General features: G+C 69.2%; 21 protein-coding genes. 7 read left to right on the forward strand and 14 right to left on the reverse strand.

The window, feature by feature from the left end:
* Positions 1–35: 35 nt before the first annotated feature.
* The 5 genes from E1P53_RS04020 to E1P53_RS04040 all read right to left on the reverse strand — a co-directional run bounded on the left by E1P53_RS04020 (position 36) and on the right by E1P53_RS04040 (position 5,847).
* Positions 36–1,004, reverse strand: a complete 969-nt coding sequence (locus E1P53_RS04020) for a VWA domain-containing protein (RefSeq protein WP_131733540.1) — start codon at positions 1,002–1,004, stop codon at positions 36–38.
* Positions 1,005–1,007: 3 nt separating this feature from the next.
* Positions 1,008–1,946 carry a DUF58 domain-containing protein gene (locus tag E1P53_RS04025; RefSeq protein WP_006899487.1) on the reverse strand — a complete coding sequence of 313 codons (939 nt, stop codon included), beginning with the start codon at positions 1,944–1,946 and terminating at the stop codon, positions 1,008–1,010.
* Complete coding sequence (locus E1P53_RS04030; RefSeq protein ID WP_131733541.1) at positions 1,936–3,159, reverse strand: AAA family ATPase; 1,224 nt, start codon at positions 3,157–3,159, stop codon at positions 1,936–1,938. Before E1P53_RS04030 ends, E1P53_RS04025 begins: the two co-directional genes overlap by 11 nt.
* Before the next feature lie 136 nt (positions 3,160–3,295).
* Positions 3,296–4,828 (reverse strand): NlpC/P60 family protein, encoded by a 1,533-nt coding sequence (locus E1P53_RS20680; RefSeq protein WP_040526490.1) that lies wholly within the window; start codon positions 4,826–4,828, stop codon positions 3,296–3,298.
* A 362-nt stretch (positions 4,829–5,190) separates the two neighbouring features.
* Positions 5,191–5,847, reverse strand: a complete 657-nt coding sequence (locus E1P53_RS04040) for an Rv1476 family membrane protein (RefSeq protein WP_006899490.1) — start codon at positions 5,845–5,847, stop codon at positions 5,191–5,193.
* A gap of 346 nt (positions 5,848–6,193) precedes the next feature.
* Here E1P53_RS04040 and acnA point away from each other — a divergent pair, with 346 nt between their 5' ends.
* From acnA to E1P53_RS04055, 3 genes are all read left to right on the forward strand, one after another.
* On the forward strand, positions 6,194–8,992 hold the full coding sequence (gene acnA / locus E1P53_RS04045; protein WP_131733542.1) for an aconitate hydratase AcnA: 2,799 nt from the start codon (positions 6,194–6,196) through the stop codon (positions 8,990–8,992).
* A 15-nt stretch (positions 8,993–9,007) separates the two neighbouring features.
* Complete coding sequence (locus E1P53_RS04050) at positions 9,008–9,574, forward strand: TetR/AcrR family transcriptional regulator (RefSeq protein WP_006899493.1); 567 nt, start codon at positions 9,008–9,010, stop codon at positions 9,572–9,574.
* Positions 9,575–10,139: 565 nt separating this feature from the next.
* Positions 10,140–11,687, forward strand: coding sequence for an AMP-binding protein (locus tag E1P53_RS04055; protein WP_131733543.1), 1,548 nt, complete (start codon positions 10,140–10,142; stop codon positions 11,685–11,687).
* A 24-nt stretch (positions 11,688–11,711) separates the two neighbouring features.
* On the opposite strand, the gene E1P53_RS04060 is transcribed toward E1P53_RS04055, so the two are convergent.
* Entirely contained in the window at positions 11,712–13,340 is a 1,629-nt protein-coding gene (locus tag E1P53_RS04060) for an ABC-F family ATP-binding cassette domain-containing protein (RefSeq protein WP_109236935.1), read from the reverse strand.
* Positions 13,341–13,440: 100 nt separating this feature from the next.
* Between E1P53_RS04060 and E1P53_RS04065 the strand changes: the two genes are divergently transcribed.
* Positions 13,441–14,241, forward strand: a complete 801-nt coding sequence (locus tag E1P53_RS04065) for an SDR family oxidoreductase (protein WP_131733544.1) — start codon at positions 13,441–13,443, stop codon at positions 14,239–14,241.
* Between the two features lie 75 nt (positions 14,242–14,316).
* Entirely contained in the window at positions 14,317–15,465 is a 1,149-nt protein-coding gene (locus E1P53_RS04070) for a lycopene cyclase family protein (RefSeq protein WP_006899498.1), read from the forward strand.
* Here E1P53_RS04070 and E1P53_RS04075 read toward each other — a convergent pair.
* Genes E1P53_RS04075 through E1P53_RS04110 form a run of 8 tightly spaced genes read right to left on the reverse strand, consistent with a single transcriptional unit; the run spans position 15,462 to position 22,470 of the window.
* Complete coding sequence (locus tag E1P53_RS04075; RefSeq protein ID WP_006899499.1) at positions 15,462–15,863, reverse strand: DnaJ family domain-containing protein; 402 nt, start codon at positions 15,861–15,863, stop codon at positions 15,462–15,464. The two genes, E1P53_RS04070 and E1P53_RS04075, sit on opposite strands and share 4 nt — an antisense overlap.
* A gap of 24 nt (positions 15,864–15,887) precedes the next feature.
* Complete coding sequence (locus E1P53_RS04080) at positions 15,888–16,250, reverse strand: metal-sulfur cluster assembly factor (protein WP_006899500.1); 363 nt, start codon at positions 16,248–16,250, stop codon at positions 15,888–15,890.
* The gene (gene sufU / locus E1P53_RS04085; protein WP_131733545.1) at positions 16,247–16,720 is read right to left on the reverse strand and encodes a Fe-S cluster assembly sulfur transfer protein SufU; all 474 of its coding nucleotides are present in this window, start codon (positions 16,718–16,720) and stop codon (positions 16,247–16,249) included. The genes E1P53_RS04080 and sufU overlap by 4 nt, the downstream gene beginning before the upstream one ends.
* A gap of 2 nt (positions 16,721–16,722) precedes the next feature.
* Complete coding sequence (locus E1P53_RS04090) at positions 16,723–18,018, reverse strand: SufS family cysteine desulfurase (protein ID WP_131733546.1); 1,296 nt, start codon at positions 18,016–18,018, stop codon at positions 16,723–16,725.
* Between the two features lie 26 nt (positions 18,019–18,044).
* Positions 18,045–18,815, reverse strand: coding sequence for a Fe-S cluster assembly ATPase SufC (gene sufC, locus E1P53_RS04095; protein WP_006899503.1), 771 nt, complete (start codon positions 18,813–18,815; stop codon positions 18,045–18,047).
* A 54-nt stretch (positions 18,816–18,869) separates the two neighbouring features.
* Complete coding sequence (sufD, locus tag E1P53_RS04100) at positions 18,870–20,189, reverse strand: Fe-S cluster assembly protein SufD (RefSeq protein ID WP_131733547.1); 1,320 nt, start codon at positions 20,187–20,189, stop codon at positions 18,870–18,872.
* Positions 20,189–21,643 (reverse strand): Fe-S cluster assembly protein SufB, encoded by a 1,455-nt coding sequence (sufB, locus tag E1P53_RS04105; protein ID WP_006899505.1) that lies wholly within the window; start codon positions 21,641–21,643, stop codon positions 20,189–20,191. The genes sufD and sufB overlap by 1 nt, the downstream gene beginning before the upstream one ends.
* A complete protein-coding gene (locus E1P53_RS04110) occupies positions 21,640–22,470 on the reverse strand; it encodes a helix-turn-helix transcriptional regulator (RefSeq protein WP_181954802.1) in 831 nt (276 codons plus the stop codon). The genes sufB and E1P53_RS04110 overlap by 4 nt, the downstream gene beginning before the upstream one ends.
* A 178-nt stretch (positions 22,471–22,648) precedes the next feature.
* Here E1P53_RS04110 and mptB point away from each other — a divergent pair, with 178 nt between their 5' ends.
* Together mptB and E1P53_RS04120 are read left to right on the forward strand one after the other, a co-directional pair.
* Positions 22,649–24,505, forward strand: a complete 1,857-nt coding sequence (mptB, locus tag E1P53_RS04115; RefSeq protein WP_131733829.1) for a polyprenol phosphomannose-dependent alpha 1,6 mannosyltransferase MptB — start codon at positions 22,649–22,651, stop codon at positions 24,503–24,505.
* Between the two features lie 109 nt (positions 24,506–24,614).
* Positions 24,615–25,553, forward strand: coding sequence for an ABC transporter ATP-binding protein (locus tag E1P53_RS04120; RefSeq protein ID WP_131733549.1), 939 nt, complete (start codon positions 24,615–24,617; stop codon positions 25,551–25,553).
* The last annotated feature ends 6 nt before the right edge of the window (positions 25,554–25,559 follow it).

The raw sequence follows: 25,559 nt of genomic DNA on the forward strand, positions 1-25,559 counted from the left end.
GTTCTCTCAGGGCCGACGGCGCGGTGGTCGGCAGATCAGGGCAACCGTCGGTTGACGGCGAGGGCGGTGAACGCCGACACCAGCGCCAACAGCGTGCCGGCGATCAGCCACGGTCTCGAATTGTCGCCTCGACGCGTCTCGTAACCGATCTCGTTCTGGAGTTTCTCGTACACCTTGTTGAGCTCGTCGAGGCTCGACGCGGTGAAGAAGTCGCCACCCGACAGGTTCGCGATCTTGCGGAGCGAGTCGTCGTCGACGGGGACCGGCACCCGGTCGCCCTCGAGTTCGACGGTGCCGGTGCGCGTGCCGAAGGAGATGGTGGAGACCGGGATCCCCTCCTCCTTCGCCTTGCGCGCGGCGGTGAAGGCACCGCGCGGGTCGTCGGGATTGTCCGGCACGGTCTCCTTGCCGTCGGACAGCAGGACGATGCGGGCCGGCGGGGCCGCGTCCCCACCCCCGAGCACCGCGTTGAGCGTGTTGATCTGCTGCAGCGCGGCGAAGATGCCCTCACCGGTCGCGGTCTTGTCGTCGAGGCGCAGCTTGTCCACGGCGACCTTCGTGGCGTTGTGGTCCGGCGTGGGCGAGACCAGGCTCGCCGCGGTGCCGGCAAACGAGATGAGGCCGAGGTTGATGCCGTCGGTCAGCTCGTCGGCGAACTTCTTGGCCGCCTCCTGCGCCGCGCGGATGCGGGACGGCGCGACGTCGGTGGCGTTCATCGACCGCGACACGTCCATGACGAGGATGACCGTCGCCTTGTTCCGCGGGACCTTGCGGTCGGCCTGCGGGCCGGCCAGCGCCACCGTCAGCAGGACGAGCGCGACGACCAGCAGTGCGACCGGCAGATGCCGCAACCTGTTGCGCTCCGGCGGCGCGACCGACTTGAGCAGGTCGAGATTGGCGAACGTCAGCGCACGCTGCCTGCGCTTGCGCAGCATGTAGACGTACGCCGCGACCAGCAGGGCCACGACCGGGAGCAGCAGCAGCCACCAGGGACTCGACAGCATCGGCTACCCCACCCCCGCTGCCAGACCCCGACGCCGCTGGGCGACGAACTTCACCATGTCGGCGATCCATTCGCGGTCGGTGCGCAGCGTGAGCGTCGGTCCGCCGCAGCTGCGGATCGTCCGGTGCACCTTCTGCTGGTGCGCCCGGGCGGCGGCCGCGAAGTCGCGTCGGAGGTCCTCGGTGACGGTCACGTCGCGGATCTCCCCCGACTCCGCGTCGGCGAGGGTGACCTCGCCGATGGCGGGCAGTTCGAGATCGCGCGGGTCGAGGACCTCGATGGCGAGCAGCTCGTGATGGGCGCCGATCGCGCGCAGGGAGCGCTCCCAGTCGATCGGGCCGAGGAAGTCGCTGATGATCACGGCGAGTCCGCGCCGGCGCTGCGGGCGGCGCAGGGCCTCGATGCCCGCCTTGAGGTCGCCGCGCACGCCGGGCGCGCTGCGCCGAGTCGTCGCGATGGCCTTCAGCAGGTTCTGGGCGTGGGCCCGGCCGGCCCGGGCAGGCACCCGGACGACGTCGTCGCCGGTGACGACCAGTGCGCCGTGGCGGTTTCCGCCGCCGGTGGTCAGGTGCACGATCGCCGCGGCGGCCGCGACCGCGAGGTCGCGCTTGGTGCACTCCGCGGTGCCGAAGTCCAGGCTCGCCGACGCGTCCACGACCAGCCACGTCTCCAACTCGCGATCGGCGATCATCTGGCGGACGTGCGGCTGGGTGGTGCGGGCGGTCACCGACCACTCCATGCGGCGGACGTCGTCGCCGGGCTGGTAGGCGCGCGCCTCCCCCGGCTCCGACCCCGGTCCCGGGATCAGGCCGAGGTGCTCGCCCTGCAGCACGCCGTCGAGCTTTCGCCGGACGGAGAGCTCCAGCATCTTCAGAGCCGCGGTGAGCTGGGGCTCCTCGAGCAGCCCGGCACCGAGGCTCGGCAGGTCGCGATTAGCCGCCATACCGTGGCGAATTCGGGCTCACCGGGCCGGCGTTCTGCGAAGCCTGCTGCGCGCCATAGCCGTTGGCGCCCTGCGGGGCCGCCTGGTTCTGGGGCGGCTGCTGGGGTGCCTGGTTCTGGGGTGCCTGGTTCTGGGGCGCCTGGCCCTGGGGCGAGCCGTAGGGCCCGGCGACCGGCTGCGCGCCGACCTGCGGCAACCCGACGGTCTGCAGGACGCGGGTGATGACCGTGTCGGCGTCGACCTCGTCGGCCAGCGCGTCGTAGGACAGCACCAGGCGGTGGCGCAGGACGTCCGGCATGATCTCGACGACGTCCTGCGGGATCACGTAGTCGCGGCCGCGGACGAGCGCGAGGGCGCGCGAGGCCGCCACGATGCCGAGGGTGGCGCGCGGCGACGCGCCGTAGGACAGCCACGACGCGACGTCGTGGAGGCCGAGTTCGGCCGGACGACGGGTTGCGTTGATGACCCGGACGACGTAGTCGACGAGGGCGTGGTGGACGAAGACGTTCGCCGCGGTCTTCTGCAGCCTCAGCATCGCCGCCGGGTCGAGGACCTGCGAGGCGGTCGGCGGGACGTTGCCCATGCGGTAGACGATCTCGCGCTCCTCCTCGACGGAGGGGTAGTCGACGAGCACCTTGAACAGGAAGCGGTCGCGCTGCGCCTCCGGCAGCGGGTAGACGCCCTCGTTCTCGATCGGGTTCTGGGTCGCCATCACCAGGAACGGGTCGGGCATCGGGTAGGTCTTGCCGCCGATCGACACGTGCCGCTCGGCCATGACCTCCAGAAGCGCCGACTGCACCTTGGCCGGCGCGCGGTTGATCTCGTCGGCGAGCAGGAAGTTGGCGACCACCGGACCGAGTTCGGTGTCGAACTCCTCACGGCCCTGGCGGTAGATGCGCGTGCCGATGAGGTCGGTGGGCACCAGGTCCGGCGTGAACTGCACGCGCGAGAAGGAACCGCCGACGACCTTCGCGAAGGTCTCGACCGCGAGCGTCTTGGCGACGCCGGGGACGCCTTCCAACAGGATGTGCCCGCGTGCGAGCAGACCCACCAGGATGCGCTCGACGAGCTGATCCTGACCGACGATGACACGCTTGACCTCGTAGATGGCCCGCTCGAGCAGCTTGACGTCGGAGTCGCTCAGGACCGACGGATCGGCGCCTGGCGCGGCCCGATCGGCGGCCGCCTTGTCGAGGGAGTGCGATTCGGTCAACCCGTGCTCCTGTTCGTCTGAACTCTGCTGCTCACCGGCGGGATCGCGAGAGACGCCCCCGCGTGTCTGTGCCAGCCTAGTCGCGCGAGCTGAAAAGGTGCCAAGAAGACCGTCGGCGGTGTCGTCCGGACGACCCTCAGAGAAGCCGGACCACGTTGGGCATCGCGCCGTTGGTCCGCAGCGGCGACACCTTCACCACGTCGCCGGACTGCGGCGCCTCCACCATCTTGTTGTCACCGAGGTAGAGCGCCACGTGCTGGCTCGCGTTCGGGCCGTAGAAGATCATGTCGCCGCGCTTCATCTGCGACAGCGGGTAGTGCGGACCCGAGGTGTACTGGTAGCCCGTGTAGTGCGGCAGCTCGATGCCTACGCCGGCGAAGGCGTAGATCATCAGGCCCGAGCAGTCGAAGCCGACCTTCCGGTAGTCGCCGTAGCTGTCGGCGACGCCGCCGTCGCGGATGCCCTGCGTCGGGCCGTTGACGTCACCGCCGCCCCAGGCGTAGGTCACGCCCAGCTGCGACAGGGCGCGGTTGACGACGATCTCGACCGCCTGCGGGCCGCGGAGACCGGGCCGGACCATGCCGCCGGAGCCGCCGCCACCACCGCCGGAGCCGAAGAGCGAACCGAGGCTGCCCGAGCCGAGACGCGAGCTGAGGCTGTCGTTGCCGCTGCTGCCGGTCAGGTCGACACCGCCGAGGCCGAGCTCGTTGAGGAGCTCGGACTGCGGGAGGCGCTGCTCGCCGATGATCCCCTTGAGGATCTGCGACCCCATGTCCAGGCCCATGCCGAGCGCGGCCGAACCGAGGTCGACCGCGATCTCCGCGGCCGCGCGGGCCGCGATGTTGAGCAGCTCGTTGTCGGAGACCGGGGTCGCGGGCAGTTCGGGAAGCTGCGGCTTCGCCGGGAAGAGCCCGGTCAGCAGCTCACGCGTCGACGGACCCTCGACGGTCTTCTTCGGGACGTGGCCGCGGATCGCGTCGAGCTTCTTCTGCACGTCATCGCGCTTGGAGATCAGGGTGGCCTTGCGCTTGCGCTGGTCGGCGATCGCGGTGCGCGCCTCGTTCACCGCGGCCAGGGCGTCGCTCTTGCGCTGCTCGGCGCTCTTCGCGGCCATCTCGGCCTGCCGGCGCGTGGCCTCGACGGCGGCGAGGCGGTTGGCCTTCTGGTTGCGGGCGACCTGCAGCTTGCGGATGGTCTCCTGCTGCTTCTTGCCGACCTGGTCGATGAGCTTCATCCGGTCGAGGACCGCCTGCGGATCGGGCGCGGTCGCGTAGTTCGACAGCGAGACCTGCTCGGCGCCCTGCTGGTAGGCCAGCCGGGCGAAGTCGTCGAAGCCCTTCTGCGCCTCGGCGACGGCACGGGCGGCGCTGTCGAGTTCGGCGCGCGCCCCGCGTGCGGCGACCGTGGCCAGCTTGCGCTGTGCCAGAGAGTTCTGGAAGTCGACGATCGCGCGGTTGACGTTCTCCTGGCGGACGGCCAGCGCCTGGTCGAGATCGGCGAGCTCCTGGTTGACCGCGGCGATCTCGTTGATCAGGCCTGACACGGGCGACTCGGGGGCCCGGCCGGGCGCAGCGATCGCCTGGCCGGCGCCGACCGCACAGATGAGAACGGCTGTCATGACCGCCGTGATGCGCGTCGGCCAGAACGCACCTGTTCTTCCTCGCCTCACCTGTAACTCCTCGCGGTTCTCTCGGGGGCCCGGCCCGGGGGCAGGCCGGTCGTGCTGGTCACTGCAACCACCCCGACAACACAGTGCACAACTGCCGCACATGCCACTGGACAAGACACGAGTCACATGCGCGACAACAGAACCGTACGTCACACGAACCACACAAGAAAACCGAACGCGTTGAATTACAAAGACGTGATTACCTGCGACGATGCCGTGAACTGGAGAAAGTTCACCAGCGTGGCCCAGGTCTCGAATTGGCAACAGTTCGGCAGAGACCGGCCGAGTCGGGTCGACGCGGCCGAGCGGTGCCGTGCCGACTCCGGGAAAAGGCCCCGAGGTGGGGCGTCAGATCGCGCGGATCAGGAGGCCGACGAGTCCGCGGCCTTCGCCTGCTCGTCGTCGGCGGATGCCGGCGCGTGGGCGTCGGCGGCGGAAGACGGTGCGGGGTCGTCGACCACGGGACCGAGCGGGCCGGCGGCCACCGCGGCACGCGCGCGACGGGTGCGCAGACGGGCGATCACGGCGCCGACGACGACCACGAGGATCAGCCCCAGGCCGACGAGGGTCCAGTCGATGTGGTCGTCGGTCATCACGTCGACCATCTGCCGCGCGGCACCCGGCGGGTCGGTGAGGGTGAGGTCCTGTGTCGCCTGCTCCTGGATCACCCGCGAGAACTCCGGCGACGACGACCCGACCGAGTTGGGACCGAGCACGATGACGGTGCCGCCCACCTGCTCCTGCAACTGGTTGGCGATGTCGCGATAGAGGGTGAACCGCGGCTGCTGCTGGTCGATGACGACGAAACTGACGTCGTGCCCCTTGGACTTGGCGTATTCGACGACCTCGAGCATGGCCGGGACCTGCTCGGGCGCGGCGCCCGCCACCCCGTCGTCGGCGATGTCGCGCGAGAGCTGCTCCATGTCGACCCCGACGAGTCCGGTGAGCTCCTTGTTCTCCGTGGGAGCGGCCAGCACCCCCGCGGGAGCGGCGAGCACCACTGTCGACTCCGGCCCCATCGTCACACCCCTGTTCGCCCAGACTCCAGATCTCGACCTGCACGGTACGACACAATGGTGGGGTACGGGTATTCGCGTGCCGCCGAAGACACCGACGGCGTGTCCCACACAGCCCCGGCCTGGGACAGTACGGACGTACTGTTAGACTGGGCGATGTTGTCGCGGGTCGTCTCGCGGACATCCGATGGCACCGGTGCAGCCCTCCGGTGCAGGTACAGCGCGGTACGGGCAATCGACGTCTCCCCGGAGCGTCCGCCCGGCGGAGACCGGGCTGTCCGGCAAGGCAGTTTGATCATCGAGCATCGCCGACGCAGCCCGTCGGTACACGAGGAGAGTGGAATAAGACGTGAGTATCAATTCCTTCGGCGCCCGCGGAACGCTGGACGTCGGCGACAAGAGCTACGAGATCTACCGCCTGAGTGCCGTGAAGGGTGCCGAGAAGCTCCCCTACGCCCTCAAGGTGCTGACCGAGAACCTCCTGCGCACCGAGGATGGCGCCAACGTCACCAAGGAGCACATCGAGGCCCTCGCCAACTGGGACCCGAACGCCCAGCCGAGCGTCGAGATCCAGTTCACGCCGGCCCGCGTGATCATGCAGGACTTCACCGGCGTCCCCTGCGTCGTCGACCTCGCCACCATGCGTGAGGCCGTCAAGGAACTCGGCGGCGACCCCGACAAGGTGAACCCGCTCGCTCCCGCCGAGATGGTCATCGACCACTCGGTCATCATCGAGGCCTTCGGCAACGCCCAGGCGTTCGAGCGCAACGTCGAGATCGAGTACCAGCGCAACGAGGAGCGCTACAAGTTCCTCCGCTGGGGCCAGGGCGCCTTCGACGACTTCCGCGTCGTCCCGCCGGGCACCGGCATCGTCCACCAGGTCAACATCGAGCACCTCGCCCGCTCGGTGATGGTCCGTGACGGCGTCGCCTACCCCGACACCTGTGTCGGCACCGACTCGCACACCACGATGGAGAACGGCCTCGGCGTCCTGGGCTGGGGCGTCGGCGGCATCGAGGCCGAGGCCGCGATGCTCGGCCAGCCGATCTCGATGCTCATCCCGCGCGTGGTCGGCTTCAAGCTGACCGGCTCCACCAAGCCGGGCGTCACCGCCACCGACGTCGTGCTCACCATCACCGACATGCTGCGCAAGCACGGTGTGGTCGGCAAGTTCGTCGAGTTCTACGGCAACGGCGTCGCCGAGGTCTCGCTGGCCAACCGCGCCACCATCGGCAACATGAGCCCCGAGTTCGGCTCCACCTGCGCGATCTTCCCGATCGACGACGAGACCATCAACTACCTGCGCCTCACCGGCCGCAGCGAGGAGACCCTGGCCCTGGTCGAGGCCTACGCCAAGGAACAGGGCATGTGGCTGGAGAAGGACGCCGCGGAGCCCGCCTACTCGGAGTACCTCGAGCTCGACCTGAGCACCGTCGTCCCGTCGATCGCCGGCCCGAAGCGCCCGCAGGACCGCATCGAGCTGTGGGATGCCAAGAACGCCTTCCGCAAGGACATCCACAACTACGTGGAGACCGGCGAATCGACTCCGCACACCCAGCTCGACGAGGCCGTCGAGGAGTCCTTCCCGGCCTCCGACCCGGCCGCGCTGTCCTTCGCCGAGGACGACGCCGTCGTGCCGTCGGCCGCCAACGGCTCCGAGGGCCGCCCCTCCAAGCCGGTCCGCGTGGACTCCGAGGAGCGCGGCTCGATGATCCTCGACCACGGCATCGTGACCATCGCGTCGATCACCAGCTGCACCAACACCTCGAACCCGTCGGTCATGATCGGCGCCGGCCTGCTCGCCAAGAAGGCCGTCGAGAAGGGCCTGACCTCCAAGCCGTGGGTCAAGACCTCGATGGCCCCGGGCTCGCAGGTCGTCACCAGCTACTACGACAAGGCCGGCCTGTGGCCGTATCTGGAGAAGCTCGGCTTCTACCTGGTCGGCTACGGCTGCACCACCTGCATCGGCAACTCGGGCCCGCTGCCCGAGGAGATCTCGAAGGCGATCAACGACAACGACCTCACCGCCACCGCGGTGCTGTCGGGCAACCGCAACTTCGAGGGTCGCATCAACCCCGACGTCAAGATGAACTACCTGGCGTCGCCGCCGCTGGTCATCGCCTACGCGCTCGCCGGCACGATGGACTTCGACTTCGAGACCGACCCGCTGGGCAAGGACTCCGAGGGCAACGACGTCTTCCTGAAGGACATCTGGCCGTCCAACGAGGAGATCGAGTCCACCATCGCCGCGTCGATCTCGCCGGAGCAGTACGCCGCCGACTACGCCGACGTCTTCAAGGGCGACGAGCGCTGGCAGAACCTGCCGACCCCGTCGGGCAAGACCTTCGAGTGGGACGAGAAGTCCACCTACGTGCGCAAGCCTCCGTACTTCGAGGGCATGCCGCTGGACCCGGAGCCCGTCTCCGACGTCAAGGGCGCACGCGTGCTCGCCAAGCTCGGCGACTCGGTGACCACCGACCACATCTCCCCCGCGTCGACCATCAAGCCCGGCACCCCCGCCGCGCAGTACCTCGATGCCAACGGTGTGGCGCGCAAGGACTACAACTCGCTGGGTGCCCGCCGCGGCAACCACGAGGTCATGGTCCGCTCGACCTTCGGCAACATCCGCCTGCAGAACCAGCTGCTGGACGGGGTCTCGGGCGGCTACACCCGCGACTTCACCCAGGAGGGCGGCCCGCAGTCGTTCATCTACGACGCCGCGCAGAACTACGCCGCCCAGAACATCCCGCTGGTCGTGCTCGGCGGCAAGGAGTACGGCACCGGCTCGTCGCGTGACTGGGCCGCCAAGGGCACCCGCCTGCTGGGCGTGAAGGCCGTCATCGCCGAGAGCTTCGAGCGCATCCACCGCTCGAACCTGATCGGCATGGGCGTCATCCCGCTCCAGTTCCCGGAGGGCGAGTCGCACAAGTCGCTCGGCATCGACGGCACCGAGGTGTTCGACATCGTCGGCATCGAGGAGCTCAACGAGGGCCGTACCCCCGAGACCGTGCACGTCACCGCCACCAAGGAGGACGGCTCGAAGGTCGAGTTCGATGCGAAGGTCCGCATCGACACGCCCGGCGAGGCCGACTACTACCGCAACGGAGGCATCCTGCAGTACGTGCTGCGAAACATGATCAAGAACTGACAAGGAGCACGCGACGTGCCCAAGGTCAGTGATGACCGCCTTGCCGCGCGTCGTCGGGAGATTCTCGACGGCGCGCGGCATTGCTTCGCCGAGTTCGGCTACGACGGGGCGACGGTCAGACGGATCGAGGAGTACACGGGGCTGTCCCGTGGTGCGATCTTCCACCACTACAAGGACAAAGAGGCCCTGTTCCTCGCTCTCGCGCACGAGGACGCCGAACGGATGGCCGACGTGGCCGCCGAAGAGGGTCTCGTCCAGGTCATGCGCGACATGCTCGAACACCCCGAGGAGTACGACTGGCTCGGGACCCGGTTGGAGATCGCCCGCAAGCTGCGGACCGACTCGAACTTCCGGGCCGAGTGGCTGGCCCGCTCGGCCGAGCTCGAGAAGGCGACCCTGCGCCGGCTCGAGAAGGGTCGGCAGGCCGGGCGCCTGCGGGACGACGTCCCGACCGACGTCCTCCTGAAGTATCTGGATCTCGTCCTCGACGGGCTGATCACCCGGCTCGCGACGGGCCAGCCCACCGACGACCTGCACGCGGTCCTCGACCTCGTCGAGGAGTCGGTGCGGGCGAAGGACTGATCGCCTCGGCGCGGTCAGTCGGCACCCGCCACATGGACCTGTCGAGGTCGAAACGCGCCGTCCGGTCGTAGTGAAGGTCGAACACGACCCCGAGTTCCAAGAGCGCATCGACGCATTCGGCACTCAGCAGGCGTGCGGGCATCCCCCGCTCCCGCACGCGTTCTTCCTGCTCGAACCGCCGCTCGGCGATCGGCCGGAACGAACTCGTCGGTGCCGATTCGGCCCGACGCCGCCGGGAATGTCCGAGACCATGCACGGGGCAGTGCACGGTCTCGACAACCTCTACGTGGTGAACGCCTCGTTCCCGCCGGCGCGGTGGGCCTGGTCAGCCCAGCGCTGACGATCACCGCCGTGGCGGAACGGACGATGGACCCCTTTCCTGCCACGCACCGAGGCCCGGGCACACACCGACCGCGGTCGCGGGGCCGCCAAGCGCGTGCCACACCGATCGGAGCGTGACGACGGTCGCGCAATCTGAGGTACTGTGACTCAGACCACCCCGAACGAGCGTTAGATATGCACGTTCGGGGTGAGTGTTCCGTTTCCGCCGTCGAAGGAGTGCCCCTTGTTCCCTGGAGTCTTCGCGAAGTCCACTCCGGACAAGCCCGCCGTCATCCATGCCGCCACCGGAGAACAGCTGACCTACCGTCAGCTCGACGAGAACTCAACCCGGCTCGCGAACTACCTGGAATCGCTCGGCCTCGAGCGCGGCGACAACATCGCGGTGGTCAGCGCCAACGACCTGCACGTCTTCGAGGTGTACTGGGCGGCGCTGCGCAGCGGCCTGTACGTCACCGCGGTCAACCACCACCTGACCGCGGGCGAGACCAACTACATCCTGGAGGACTGCAACGCGCAGGTGCTGTTCGCGGGTGCCTCCGTCGCCGACGCGGTCTCCGCCTCGGGCGAGATCGACGCACTGAACCGCCCCGGTCGCCGCATCGCCTGGGGCGGCGACATCGCGGGCTTCGACTCCTACGACAAGGTCCTCGCCAATGCCTCGGCCGAACCGCGCACCGACCAGCCGCGCGGCACCGACATGCTGTATTCGTCGGGCACCACGGGTCGCCCCAAGGGCATCAAGACGCCGATGCCCGAGGGCCAGGTCGACCAGGTCCCCGATACCTACACCGCGATCTTCGCGCCCATGTACGGCTTCGACGAGAACACCGTCTACCTGTCCCCTGCCCCGCTGTACCACGCTGCGCCGCTTCGGTATTGCGGCGTGACGAACTCGGTCGGCGGCACCGTGATCATGATGGACCGCTTCGAGCCCGAAGAGGCCCTCGCGGCCATCGAGAAGTACAAGGTCACCCATAGCCAATGGGTGCCGACCATGTTCATCCGCATGCTCAAGCTGCCCGACGAGGTGCGCAGCAAGTACGACGTCAGCAGCATGAAGATCGCCATCCACGCCGCGGCCCCGTGCCCGGCCGAGGTGAAGAAGGCGATGATCGAGTGGTGGGGCCCGGTCATCCACGAGTACTACGCCTCCACCGAGGCCGCGGGCGCGACGTTCATCGGCCCGCAGGAGGCCCTCGAGCATCCGGGTTCGGTCGGGCGGCCGCTGCTCGGCGTCATCCACATCTGCGACGAGGACGGCAAGGAGCTGCCGGTCGGCGAGGTCGGCCAGGTGTACTTCGAGCGCGAGGACGTCGCGTTCCAGTACCACAACGACCCCGAGAAGACCCGTGCCGCGCAGCATCCCGAGCACGAGAACTGGTCCACCACAGGCGATGTCGGCTACGTCGACGAGGAGGGCTACCTCTACCTGACCGACCGCAAGGCGTTCATGATCATCTCCGGCGGCGTCAACATCTACCCGCAGGAGGCCGAGAACGTCCTCATCAACCACCCGGCGGTCTTCGACGTGGCGGTGATCGGCGTGCCCGACCCCGACCTCGGTGAGGTCGCCAAGGCGTGCGTGCAGCTCGCGGAGGGATACACCGCGTCCGACGAGCTCGCCGAGGAGCTGATCTCCTTCACCAAGGACAACATCGCCGCGTACAAGGCGCCGCGGTCGGTGGACTTCGTCGACGAGCTGCCGCGCACCCCCACCGGCAAGCTCGTCAAGGGCGAGCTGCGCAAGAAGTACTGGCCCGCGGCGAGCTGACCCCTACCACGACGGCGACGGGTATCAGGCCAGCTCGATGAGCTCCTGGTACTCGTCGCTCCAGTGGTCCTCGGTGCCGTCGGGCAGCAGGATCACGCGTTGCGGATCCAGGGCCGCGGCGGCTCCCGGGTCGTGGGTGACCAGCACGACGGCGCCGGTGTAGCTGCGCAGGGCGTCGAGCACCTGCTCACGCGAGACCGGGTCGAGGTTGTTGGTCGGCTCGTCGAGCAGCAGCACGTTGGCCGCCGACGACACCAGACCCGCCAGCGTGAGGCGCGTCTTCTCACCGCCGGACAACGTGCCCGCCGGCTGCTCGAGTTGCGGGCCGCTGAACATGAAGGCGCCGAGCAGCCCTCGCAGTTCCTGTTCGCCCGCGTCGGGTGCGGCGTGGCGGATGTTCTCCCACACCGTCGCCTGGTCGTCGAGGGTGTCGTGCTCCTGCGCGAAGTACCCGATCTTGAGGCCGTAGCCGGGTTCGAGCCGGCCGGTGTCCGGTTTCTCCACGCCCGCGAGCATTTTCAGCAGGGTCGTCTTGCCCGCGCCGTTGAGTCCGAGCACCACGACGCGACTGCCTTTGTCGATGGCGAGGTCGACACCGGTGAAGATCTCCAGCGAGCCGTAGCTCTTGGAGAGGTTCGTCGCCATGAGGGGCGTCTTGCCGCACGCCGCCGGTTCGGGGAACCGGATGCGCGCGGTGCGGTCGGCCACCCGCTCCTCGTCGAGGGACTCGATCATCCGCTCGGCGCGCTTGAGCATCTGCTGGGCCGCGGTCGCCTTGGTCGCCTTGGCGCCGAGCTTGGCGGCCTGCGCGCGCAGGGCGGACGCCTTCTTCTCGGCGTTGGCGCGCTCGCGGCGCCGGCGCTGCTCGTCGGTGGCGCGCGCGTCGAGGTACCGCTTCCAGTTCATGTTGTAGATGTCGGCCTCGCCGCGCACCGCGTCGAGGAACCACACCCGGTTGACCACGTCGGCCAGCAGGTCGACGTCGTGGCTGATCACGACGAGGCCACCCTCGTGATTCTGCAGGAACGAGCGCAGCCAGGTGATCGAGTCGGCGTCGAGGTGGTTGGTCGGCTCGTCGAGCAGCAGCGTCGTGTCGGACTTGCCCGAGCCGTCGGAGGCGGAGAAGAGGATGCGCGCCAGTTCGATGCGGCGCCGTTGGCCACCGGAGAGCGTTCGCAGCGGCTGTCCGAGCACCCGGTCCGGGAGACCGAGGCTGTTGCAGATGCGGGCCGCCTCGGACTCGGCGACGTAACCGCCGAGCGCGGCGAACCGCTCCTCGAGCCGCCCGTACTTGGCGACGGCGCGGTCGCGCTTCTTCTCGTCGGCCGTCTCGGCCATCAACGCCTGCTGCTTCTCCATGTCGCGCAGGATCTCGTCGAGGCCGCGCGCCGAGAGCACGCGATCCTTGGCGAGGACGTCGAGGTCGCCCTCCTTCGGATCCTGTGGGAGGTACCCGATCGGTCCGGAGCGGCGGACGGTGCCGGCGTACGGCTCGGTCTCCCCCGCGAGGATGCGCAGGGTCGTGGTCTTGCCGGCGCCGTTGCGCCCCACGAGGCCGATGCGGTCGCCGGGTTGGATGCGGAGGGCGTCTCCGGGTGCCGACAGCAGGGTCCGAGCACCCGCTCGAACCTCCAGGTCGGTCGCGGTAATCACGACATGCCAGTCTACCGGTGCGTGTCGATCGGTTTTCCCCACGAGACCCTCCGGACGCCGCGGGCGGAGTTGCCCCGCGCCGACACGGTGGACCGATACGGTGTGGGACGTGACGCAATCCACAACGTTTCCGCAGACATCGGACCTCACCGGACGCTCGGCACTGGTCACCGGGGCCAGTCGGGGCATCGGCGAGGCCATCGCCACCGAGCTCGCCCGCCGCGGCGCCTCCGTGGTCATCACGAGCCGCAAACCCGATCCGCTGGGCCAGGCCGCCGACCGCATCCGGCAGGCCGTGCCCGGAGCGACGGTGACACCCGTCGCGGGCAACACCGGCGATGCCGACCACCGCGCCGAGGCGGTCGCGAAGGCCGTCGAGCAGGGCGGCGGAATCGACATCCTCGTCAACAACACCGGCATCGCCCCGATCGCCGGCCCGCTCATGGGCGCCGATCTCGGCGCCTACCTGAAGACCTTCGACACCAACGTCGTCGCCGCCCTCGGGTTCGTCCAGGAGGCGTACAAGGCCGGCATGAAGGACTCCGGCGGCGCGGTGGTCAACGTCTCGTCGGTGGCCGGCATCCGGTCCACCGGGGTGATCGCCGCCTACGGCACGTCGAAGGCCGCGCTCATCCGCCTGACGGCCGAACTCGCCTGGGAGCTCGGGCCGAAGATCCGTGTGAACGCGGTCGCGCCCGCGATCGTGCGCACCAAGTTCGCCTCGGGGCTCATCGAGGGCGAGAACGAGGCGCGCGCCGCGGCCGCGTACCCGATGAAGCGGATCGGCGAACCCGAGGACGTCGCGCGCGCGGTCGCCTTCCTCGTCAGCGACGAGTCGTCGTGGATCACCGGCGAGACCCTCGCCGTCGACGGCGGCATGCTCGCCACCGGGGGCTCCTGACGGTCCGCCCCGGATGCGCGGCCCCCTGACCGCGGCCGATCTCGCCGGTCGTGGGTTCGTGACAGTATCGAATCCATGACCGGCGGCGTGATCGTTCTCGGTGCGGGCCCGGCAGGTCGCGCACTCGCACATCGGCTGCTGGCTGCCGCGGCACCCGTCACCGTGGTGGACCTCAACCCCGAGCGGGTGTGGAAGTCGACCTTCGCCTGCTGGACCGACGAGTTGCCCGGGTGGCTCGCCGACTCGGCGTTCGCCGCACGCCTCGACCGGGTCGGTGTCGCCGGCACCGCACTCGAGGAGGTCGACCGCGGCTACACCGTCCTCGACACGCCCGGCCTGCAGCGGAGCCTGACGCTCGACGGGGCGGAGGTCGTGGCCGACCGCGTGGTCGGGATCGACGGTGCGCGTGTGCATCTGAAATCCGGCCGGGTTCTCGACGGCGACGTCGTGGTCGACTGTCGCGGCGCTCTCCCCCATCCCGCACCGCGGCAGACCGCCTACGGCATCGTCGTCGACGCCGCCACCGCCGCACCGGTTCTCGAGGGACACGAGGCCATGCTCATGGACTGGCGGGGCGGGATCGTCGACCGGCGCCGGCTGCCGTCGTTCCTGTACGTCGTGCCGCTCGGCCACAACGAATACCTGCTGGAGGAGACGTGCCTGGCGGGCATGCCGGCCCTCGACCTCGACGAGCTGAAGCGACGGCTCGCGACACGTCTGGGCGGGCTGCCGTCGGACATCCGCCGCGTCGAGTACGTGAACTTCCCGCTGACCGGATCCTCACCGCAGCCGTGGCGGGAGTCCACGTTCTGCTTCGGCGCCGCCGGAGGCTTCAAGAACCCGACCACCGGCTACAGCGTCGCCAACTCGCTGATGTCCGTCGATCGGGTGGTCGGGGCGCTCGCGGCCGGACGGGACCCCATCGCCGAGATGTGGCCGGCCGGGGTCCGCGCGGTCCACAACCTGCGCCTGCGCGGCCTCAGCGCGCTGCTGCGGTTGAGTCCGACGCAGACAATCGCCTTCTTCGAGGCGTTCTTCGCGATGCCGGTCGAGGCCCAGCGCAGCTACCTCAGCCGGCGCGACGACCTGACCGGGGTGATGGCGGCGATGACCCGCGTCATCCGCGCCGTGGACATGCGGACACGCGTGACCGTGGCCCGCGGCGCGATGTCCACGCCGGAGTGGGCCGGGGACGTCAGCGGCACCCCGCCACTGCATCTCTAGTGCGCGTCACGCAACTCGCGCCAGCGCCGCACCATCTCCTCCACGTCGACGGTGTGGGCGACGACGCCGTGGGGCGTGGCCATCTGCCGTGACGCCAGGAGTGCTTCGCGCACACGACGATTGAAGTCGGTGAGAATTTCGCGCACCGATGCCTCGTCGGAGACGTCCCGAAGCGACTCCGGGAACTCCTGGGCCTCCCGGCGCAGGCGCAGCGGCGCCGGGAGCAGCGCTGCGGAATCCAGGTTCTCGTCGCGGATCTTGCGCTTGACCCACCAGTCCGGGTCGTCGGCGTCGGACAGGTCGATCGGCTTGCCGAGGCCGGGCAGGCCGTCGAACTCCCCGCGCTCGGTGGCCTCGCGGATCATCCGCTCGACCCGCGATTCGAACCATGACGTCATGCCGGTGACGTGCCGAAGTACGGACTAGACGGTGAAACCGAGCGCGCGAAGCTGCTCGCGGCCGTCGTCGGTGATCTTGTCCGGGCCCCACGGCGGCAGCCAGACCCAGTTGATCTCCAGGTCGGTGCACAGGCCGCTGTTGACCAGGGCGCCCCGGGACTGATCCTCGATGACGTCGGTCAGCGGGCAGGCCGCCGAGGTGAGGGTCATGTCGATCTTGGCAACCGCGTCGTCGGTCACCTCGATGCCGTAGACCAGGCCGAGGTCGACGACGTTGATGCCGAGTTCCGGGTCGACGACGTCGCGCATCGCCTCCTCGACGTCCTCGACGGTCGGCAGCGAGGTCTGCGGTTCTGACGGTGTCGCCGTGGTGGTCTCGTCACTCATGCTGTCTCCGCTTCTGTCTGGTTGATCAGGGTGCCGACGGTCTGCGAGAGCGCGTCCTTGAACGCCATCCAGCCGAGGAGCGCGCATTTGACCCGTGCCGGGTACTTGCTGACACCGCTGAACGCGATGCCGTCGCCGATGACGTCCTCGTCGCCGGGATCCTTGCCGCGCGAGGTCATCATCGCGTTGAACGACTCGACGATGGCCAGCGATTCCTCGACGGGCTTGCCGACGATCAGGTCGTGCAGCACCGACGTCGACGCCTGCGAGATGGAACACCCCTGCCCGTCGTAGGACACGTCGTCGATCGTCGAACCGTCCGCCGACACCGCGACGCGGAGGGTGACCTCGTCACCGCACGTCGGGTTCACGTGGTGTACCTCGGCGCCGTACGGCTCGCGGAGGCCCCGGCCGTGCGGATGCTTGTAGTGGTCCAGGATGACCTCCTGGTACATCTGCTCCATCCGCATGCTCAGTTCACCCCGAAGAAGTTCTGCGCCTTCACGATCGCCGCGGCGAGGGCGTCGACCTCGTCGAGTGTGTTGTAGGCGGCGAAGGACGCACGCGCGGTCGCGGCGACCCCGAAGCGACGGTGCAGCGGCCACGCGCAGTGGTGGCCGACGCGGATGGCGACACCCTCGTCGTCGAGGATCTGGCCCAGGTCGTGTGCGTGGATGCCGTCCACGACGAACGACACCGCTCCCCCGCGGTTCTCGGTGGTCGTCGGGCCGACGATGCGCAGGCCGTCGATCGCACCGAGGCGTTCCAGCGCCCGTTCGACGAGCGAGTGCTCGTGTGCGGCAACCGCATCCATCCCGAGGGTCTGCAGGTAGCGCACCGCAGCGCCGAGCCCGACGACCTGGGAGGTCATCGGCACGCCGGCCTCGAAGCGCTGTGGCGGCGGAGCGTAGGTGGAGACCTCCATGGTCACCGTCTCGATCATCGACCCGCCGGTGATGAACGGCGGCAGCGCGTCGAGGAGCCCCGACTTGCCGTACAGCGCACCCACGCCGCTGGGGCCGAACATCTTGTGCCCGGAGAACGCGGCGAAATCCACGTCCAGGGCGCCGAAGTCGACCGACATGTGGGGCACCGACTGGCAGGCGTCGAGCACGACGAGCCCGCCGACCGCACGGGCGCGGCGGACGAGTTCGTCGACGTCGGCGACCGCGCCGGTGACGTTGGACTGATGGGTGAACGAGACGACCTTGACCGACTCGTCAAGGGTCAGCGAGTCGAGGTCGATGCGGCCGTCGTCGGTGACCCCGTACCACTTGAGCGTCGCCCCGGTCCGGCGGCAGAGCTCCTGCCACGGAACGAGATTCGCGTGGTGCTCGAGTTCGGTGACGACGACGGTGTCCCCCGGGCCGAGCGCCGAGCCGCCGAGGACCGACGCCGAACGCGGGTCGCCGAGGGTGTAGGTGACCACGTTCAGCGACTCGGTCGCGTTCTTGGTGAAGACGAGCTGGTCCGGCGTCGCCCCGACGAAGCCCGCGATGACCTCGCGGGCGTCCTCGTAGGCGTCGGTCGCCTCTTCGGCGAGCTGGTGGGCTCCCCGGTGCACCGCGGCGTTGTGGTGCGTCAGGAAGTACCGCTCGGCGTCGAGGACCTGGACCGGACGCTGCGAGGTGGCGCCGGAATCCAGGTAGACCAACGGCTTCTCGTCACGGACAGTGCGCTGCAAGATCGGGAAATCCGCGCGCACCGCGGCGACGTCGAGCGCCGCGCCGCGGGTCCCCGCGGTCGTCGGCTCGGTCGAGAGTGTCACGTACGTGCCCCTCCTGGTGTCGTGTGTCAGCCGGCCTTCGCCGTGAGGAAACGCTCGTAGCCGTTCTCCTCGAGTTCGTCGGCGAGCTCGGGTCCGCCGGACTGGACGACCTGGCCGTTGACGAAGACGTGGACGTGGTCGGGCTTGATGTAGCGCAGGATGCGCGTGTAGTGCGTGATCAGCAGGATGCCGCCGTTCTCGCGCTCCTTGTAGCGGTTCACGCCCTCGCTCACGACGCGCAGGGCGTCGACGTCGAGGCCGGAGTCGGTCTCGTCGAGGATGGCGATCTTCGGCTTGAGCAGGTCGAGCTGCAGGATCTCGTGCCGCTTCTTCTCGCCGCCGGAGAAGCCCTCGTTGACGCTGCGCTCGGAGAACGACGGGTCGATCTCGAGCTCGGTCATGGCCTCCTTGACCTCCTTGACCCAGTGGCGGAGCTTCGGGGCCTCGCCGCGGACCGCGGTGGCGGCGCTGCGCAGGAAGTTCGACATCGAGACGCCGGGCACCTCGACCGGGTACTGCATCGCGAGGAACAGGCCGGCGCGGGCGCGCTCGTCGACGCTCATCTCGAGCACGTCCTCGCCGTCGAGGGTGATCGAGCCGGAGGTCACCTGGTATTTGGGGTGGCCCGCGATGGCGTAGGACAGGGTCGACTTGCCGGAGCCGTTGGGCCCCATGATCGCGTGCGTCTCACCGGACTTCACGGTCAGGTTCACGCCCTTGAGGATGTGGATGGGCTCGGCGTCGGAGTCGGTCTGCGCGACGTCGACGTGCAGGTCACGGATTTCCAGAGTGGTCATTGATGTGTTCTTTCTCGACAGGCTGTGGGAGTTCGTGGTGGGCGCGACGGCCGTTCAGGCGCCGGCGATCTCGAGTTCGCGCTCGATCGCGGCGGACAGGCGCTCGCGCAGTTCCGGCACCGTGATCTTGGCGATCACCTCGCCGAAGAAGCCGCGGATCACCAGGCGGCGCGCCTGGTCCTCCGGGATGCCACGGGCCTGCAGGTAGAACAGCTGCTCGTCGTCGAAACGTCCGGTGGCACTGGCGTGTCCGGCGCCGACGATCTCGCCGGTCTCGATCTCCAGGTTCGGCACCGAGTCGGCGCGCGCGTTGTCGGTGAGCACCAGGTTGCGGTTGAGCTCGAAGGTGTCGGTGCCCTCGGCCTCGGCGCGGATGAGCACGTCGCCGATCCACACGGTGTGGGCCTCGCGGGTGCGGTCTCCGCTCGGATCGCCCTGCAGCGCACCCTTGTACACCACGTTGGAGCGGCAGTTGGGCTTGCTGTGGTCGACGAGCAGGCGCTGCTCGAGATGCTGGCCGGCGTCGGCGAAGTACAGGCCCCACATCTCCACGTCGCCACCCGGGGCGTCGTAGTGGACGATCGGCGACAGGCGGACGAGGTTGCCGCCGAGGCTGATCGCGAAGTGGCGGACCGTCGAGTCGCGCCCGACGCGGACGTGATGCGCGGCGACGTGCACGGCGTCGTCGTCCCAGTCGTGGACGTTGACGACGGTCAGCGCGGCGCTGTCGCCGACGACGAACTCGACGTTCTCCGCGTAGGTCCCGCCGCCCTTCTGGTCGAGGACCACGACGGCGCGGGCGAACGGCTCGAGCCGGATCTGGATGTGGCCGAACGCGGTCTCGCCCTCGCCGGGGCCGGTGACCGTGACGGTGACCGGGTCGGCGAGTTCGACCTCGCGGCCCACGGTCACGACCGTGGCCCGGGTGAAGGACGAATAGGCCTGCGCCGCGATGCGGTCGAAGGGGACGCCGCCCTGGCCGAGACGCTCGTCGTCGCGGCCGACGGTGTCGACGGTGACGCCGTCTACACCTGTCCCGCTCACTGCGTTCCCGGCGACGGTGTCATTCGTCCCGCTCACTGCGTTCCCGGCGACGGTGTCATTCGTCCCGCTCACTGCGTTCCCGGCGACGGTGTCATTCGTCCCGCTCACTGCGTTCCCGGCGACGGTCACCTCGACGGTCGCCTCGCCGGTCCGCTGGGCGGAGCCGTCGTGCAGGCCGCGCAGGCGGCGGAACGGGGTGAACCGCCAGGCCTCCTCGCGCGGGCTGGGCACCTCGAAGGCGTTGACGTCGAACGAGGTGAACAGCTCACCCTTGTTGACGGCAGGGGTCTGCGAACCCGGCGTGGTGACCGGGAGTGTCGGATCGGCCATCAGCCGACGGCTCCTTCCATCTGCAGCTCGATCAGGCGGTTGAGCTCGAGCGCGTATTCCATCGGGAGTTCCTTGGCGATGGGCTCGACGAACCCGCGGACCACCATGGCCATCGCCTCGTCCTCGGTCAGTCCGCGGCTCATCAGGTAGAAGAGCTGGTCGTCGCTGACCTTCGAGACGGTCGCCTCGTGCCCCATCGTCACGTCGTCCTCGCGGATGTCGACGTAGGGATAGGTGTCGCTGCGGGAGATCGTGTCGACCAGCAACGCGTCGCACTTCACCGTCGAGCGGCTGCCGTGTGCGCCGTTGTTGACCTTGACCAGGCCGCGGTAGGAGGCGCGGCCACCGCCGCGGGCCACCGACTTGGAGACGATGTTGCTCGAGGTGTTGGGGGCCAGGTGGACCATCTTGGATCCGGTGTCCTGGTGCTGTCCGGGGCCGGCGAACGCGACGGAGAGGACCTCGCCCTTGGCGTGCTCACCGGTCAGCCAGACCGCCGGGTACTTCATCGTGACCTTGGAGCCGATGTTGCCGTCGACCCACTCCATGGTGGCGCCCGCCTCGGCCTTGGCGCGCTTGGTGACCAGGTTGTAGACGTTGTTCGACCAGTTCTGGATGGTCGTGTAGCGGCAGCGGCCACCCTTCTTCACGATGATCTCGACGACCGCCGAGTGCAGCGAGTCGGTCTTGTAGATCGGCGCGGTGCAGCCCTCGACGTAGTGCACGTAGGCACCCTCGTCGACGATGATCAGCGTCCGCTCGAACTGGCCCATGTTCTCGGTGTTGATGCGGAAGTAGGCCTGCAGCGGGATGTCGACGTGCACGCCCGGCGGCACGTAGATGAACGATCCGCCCGACCACACCGCGGTGTTGAGCGCGGAGAACTTGTTGTCGCCGGCGGGGATCACCGAGCCGAAGTACTCCTGGAAGATCTCCGGGTGCTCCTTGAGACCGGTGTCGGTGTCGAGGAAGATCACGCCCTGCTGCTCGAGATCCTCGCGGATCTGGTGGTAGACGACCTCGGACTCGTACTGCGCGGCGACGCCGGCGACGAGACGCTGCTTCTCCGCCTCGGGGATGCCGAGCTTGTCGTAGGTGTTCTTGATGTCCTCGGGCAGCTCGTCCCACGACGTGGCCTGCTTCTCCGTGGAGCGCACGAAGTACTTGATGTTGTCGAAGTCGATGTCCTCGAGGGCGGCGCCCCAGTGGGGCATCGGCTTCTTGTCGAAGATCTTGAGGGCCTTCAGGCGCTGCTCGAGCATCCACTCGGGCTCGTTCTTCTTCGCCGAGATGTCGGCGACGACGGCCTCGGACAGCCCGCGCTGCGCGGCGGCGCCGGCGACGTCGCGGTCGGCCCAGCCGTAGCCGTAGTTGCCCAGCGAGGCAATCGTCTCCTCCTGCGTGAGCGGAGCAGCGGCGGTCGCCTTGGCGGCGGCCGGATCGGTGACGGTCATCGCGTGGCCTTTCGGGTCGGGGTGGTCTGGGACTGCGGTGTGCGGGGCTGTCGGGTCGTTCTCTTCACGCTCGGTTTCCTCTCGCCCGGTCTGCCGACCGGGGGCGGGTGTATCGGCACGTGGGTGGTGCAGGCACAGTCGCCGTTGGCGATGGTCGCCAGGCGCTGCACGTGCGTGCCGAGCAGTTCCGTGAAGACCGCGGTCTCGGCCTCACACAGTTCCGGGAACTCGGTGGCGACGTGCGCCACCGGGCAGTGGTGCTGGCAGATCTGCATCCCGTTGCCGACCTGTCGGGTGTTGGCGGAATACCCCGCGCTCGTGAGCGCGTCGGCGATCTCGTCGACCGTGTCGGCCACGTCGTCGGGGCCGTCGGCAGGCTGTACCTCGGCGACGATCCGCTCCACGCGTTCGCGGGCGAAGTCGGCCACCGCATCGTGTCCGCCGAGGTCACGCAGCTTGCGCATCGCGGCTCCGGCGAGGTCATCGTAGGCGTGCCGCATCTTGCCGCGGCCCGCCGGGGTGAGCTGGAACCACTTGGCGGGACGACCGCGGCCGCGCTGGCCGAAGCCGGTCGGCGCGACCTCGATGTCCCCGGCCGCGGTCAGGGCGTCGAGGTGACGGCGCACGCCCGCGGCGGAGATGCCGAGGCGCTCGCCGATGTCGCCCGCGGTCAGCGGGCCGTCCTCGACGAGCAGGGTCAGCACGGCCTCACGCGTCTGACCGTCGGGGTGCGTCTCGGCACCGACGACGGACTGGCGTGGGGTCGCCGCACCAGCGGAGGGCACGGCGTTGCCGCTGCCCGGGGGCAGCTCAACATCGTTCCGCATGGTTTTCACAACACGAGTGTGACGTAATTGATTCCCTGCTGCCAGCAAGGGTGCCCTTAGCAGAGGGCGCCGTTGTCACGCAGGTGGTCGGCGAAAGTCCGGATAAAGGGTGGTTCGCGAGGTATTGGGTTTCGGCGATTACAGTCGTCGTGTGCCCGAAACCACAGCCGGCCGGCGACTGCCGGACCTCTTCGGACGCGTCGTGACCCTCCTGCTCGCCGTGCTCGACTACCTCGGCCTGCGCAAGCAGCGTCCAGCGGGGACGCCCTCCGCCGACGCCACCGAGCAGCGCGGCGACTACGGCAAGGCCGTCGCCCGACTCCACGACGACGAACGCGAGGTCGGCCCGCTCGACGAGACCGAGAACCGCCGACTGCGGCGGATCAAGCTCTTCGGCGCCACGGGGTCGGTCCTGATCCTCATCGGCGCGCTCGGCACCGGCGCCGTGCCGGTGCTGCAGAACCCGGTCGCCGGGATGCGGGTGCTCTCGCTCCCGTCGCGGATGTTCGGCACCGCGCTGGCGTTGTCGATCGGCGGCTCGATCATCCTCGTCGTGGCATGGCTGCTCATCGGGCGGTTCGCGGTGGGACGCTTCAGCGTCGAGGTGCTGCGCGGCCGCAGCCCCGAACGCCGGATGAGCCGCCGCCAGGCCGACCGGACCCTCATGCTGTGGATCACGCCGATCATCCTGGCTCCCCCGCTGCTCAGCAAGGACGTCTACTCCTACCTCGCGCAGAGCGCGATCGCCTACCGCGGCATGGACCCGTACTCGGTGAGCCCGGTCCGCGGACTCGGCGTCGACCACATCCTCACGAGGTCGGTGCCGAATCTCTGGCGCGACACCCCCGCGCCCTACGGCCCGCTCTTCCTGTGGATGGGCGAGGGCATCACCAAGGTGACCGGCGCGAACATCACCGCCGCGATCTTCCTGCACCGTTGCCTCGCACTCGTCGGCATCGCGCTGATCGTCTGGGCGCTGCCGCGGCTGGCCCGCCGGTGCGGTGTGTCCTCGGTGGCGGCGCTGTGGCTCGGTGCGATGAACCCGCTGGTGATCCTGCACCTGGCCGGCGGCATCCACAACGAGGCCTTGATGCTCGGCATGATGCTGGTCGGCCTCGAACTCAGCTTCCGGGCGATCTACGGACCCGACCTGCTCCGAAAACCCGGCACCCTCGTGCCCACCCGTGCCGGCTGGATCCTCATCGCCGGCGGCGCCGTCCTCGCCGCGTCGGCGATGATCAAGGTGACCTCGATGCTCGCGCTCGGGTTCGTCGGCATCGCGCTGGCCATGCGCTGGGGCGCGACCCTGCCCGCCCTGCGGCACGCCCCGATGCGGGAATGGTGGGCGCGGTCGAAGGCGTCGGTCTATGCGCTCGCCCTCTCCGGCGGGTTCTATGTCGTGATCCTCGCGGTGGTGATGATCGGGATCTCGCTGGCCACCGGACTCGGCTTCGGCTGGACGGGAACCCTGTCGACCGGCGCGATCGTGCGGTCGTGGATGTCGATCCCGACGCTGCTGGGCGTGACGACCGGCCGCATCGGCGTCGGACTCGGACTCGGCGAGCACACCCAGGCGATACTCGACGTGATCCGCCCGCTGGGCCAGGTGATCGCCGGACTCTTCATCATCCGCTGGATGCTGGCCACCCTCGGCGGGCGTCTGCACCCGCTCGGCGCCCTGGGGGTGTCGATGGCCACGGTCGTGCTGCTCTTCCCGTTCGTCCAGGCCTGGTATCTGCTGTGGGCGGTCATCCCACTGGCCGCGTGGGCGACCGGCGCCTGGTTCCGCATCTCCACGATCGCCGCCTCGGCGATCATCGCGATCGTCGTCATGCCGACGAGCTCCAACACGAGCGGGATCGTCCTCGCCCAGGGCGTGCTCGCCGGTGTGATCATGGTCGCAGCGCTGACGGCGCTGTTCTTCGAGGAACGGTCCCCACGCCTGTGGCGTCGTCGCAGGACGGGGGCCGACGAGGCCGGGACCAGCGACGACGAGACGGATGCCGAGCCGGCGGAAAAGACGCCGACGCCGTGACCCGCACCCCACCCCGGAGCGGGCGGCGTTTTCCGTCCGCGGGGTCCGACCGCATAGTCTGACCTGTGTGCACGGCACGTCCTCCCGGCAGATCAGCGATGACGATCGGATGAACGATCGTCGGCCGAACGTCCCCGCACTCGAGGTGCGCGGCCTGGTCAAGACCTTCGGCGACCGAACCGCCGTCGATCACCTCGACCTCACCATCGCCCGCGGCGAGATCCTCGCCCTGCTCGGGCCCAACGGTGCGGGCAAGACGACGACGGTCGAGATCTGCGAGGGCTTCACCGCCCCGGACGCCGGCACCGTCCGGGTCCTCGGCCTCGATCCCGTCACCGACAACGACGCGCTCCGCCGGCGCATCGGCGTGATGCTGCAGGGTGGCGGCGCCTACCCGGGTGCCCGTGCCGAGGAGATGCTCCGCCTGGTGGCCGCGTACTCGGCCGACCCGATAGACCCCGACTTCCTGCTCGGCGCGCTCGGTCTCGACGAGGTCCGGCGCACCCCCTATCGGCGCCTGTCCGGCGGCCAGCAGCAGCGTCTGGCGCTCGCCTGCGCGGTCGTCGGGCGCCCCGAGCTGGTCTTCCTCGACGAGCCCACCGCCGGCCTGGACGCCCACGCGCGACTCGTGGTGTGGGAGCTCATCGACCGCCTGCGCGCCGACGGGGTCACGGTCCTGCTCACCACACATCTGATGGACGAGGCCGAGGAACTCGCCGACCAGGTCGTGATCATCGATCACGGTCGCGTGGTCGCCTCCGGCACCCCCGCCGACCTGACCAGCACCGGCGCCGAGAACGAGTTGCGGTTCACCGCGCCGCGCGGCCTCGACCTCACGACCCTGACGCTCGCGCTGCCCGAGGGCTACCACTGCACCGAACCCACCCCGGGCAACTACCTGGTCATCGGGTCGATCACCCCGCAGGTCCTCGCGACCGTGACGGCCTGGTGCGCGCGCATCAACGTCCTCGCCACCGACCTCCGGGTCGAGACGCGCAGCCTCGAAGACGTCTTCCTCGAACTGACCGGACGGGCCCTACGACCGTGAACTCCC

Source organism: Gordonia paraffinivorans, assembly GCF_900683595.1.
GTDB lineage: Bacteria > Actinomycetota > Actinomycetes > Mycobacteriales > Mycobacteriaceae > Gordonia > Gordonia paraffinivorans.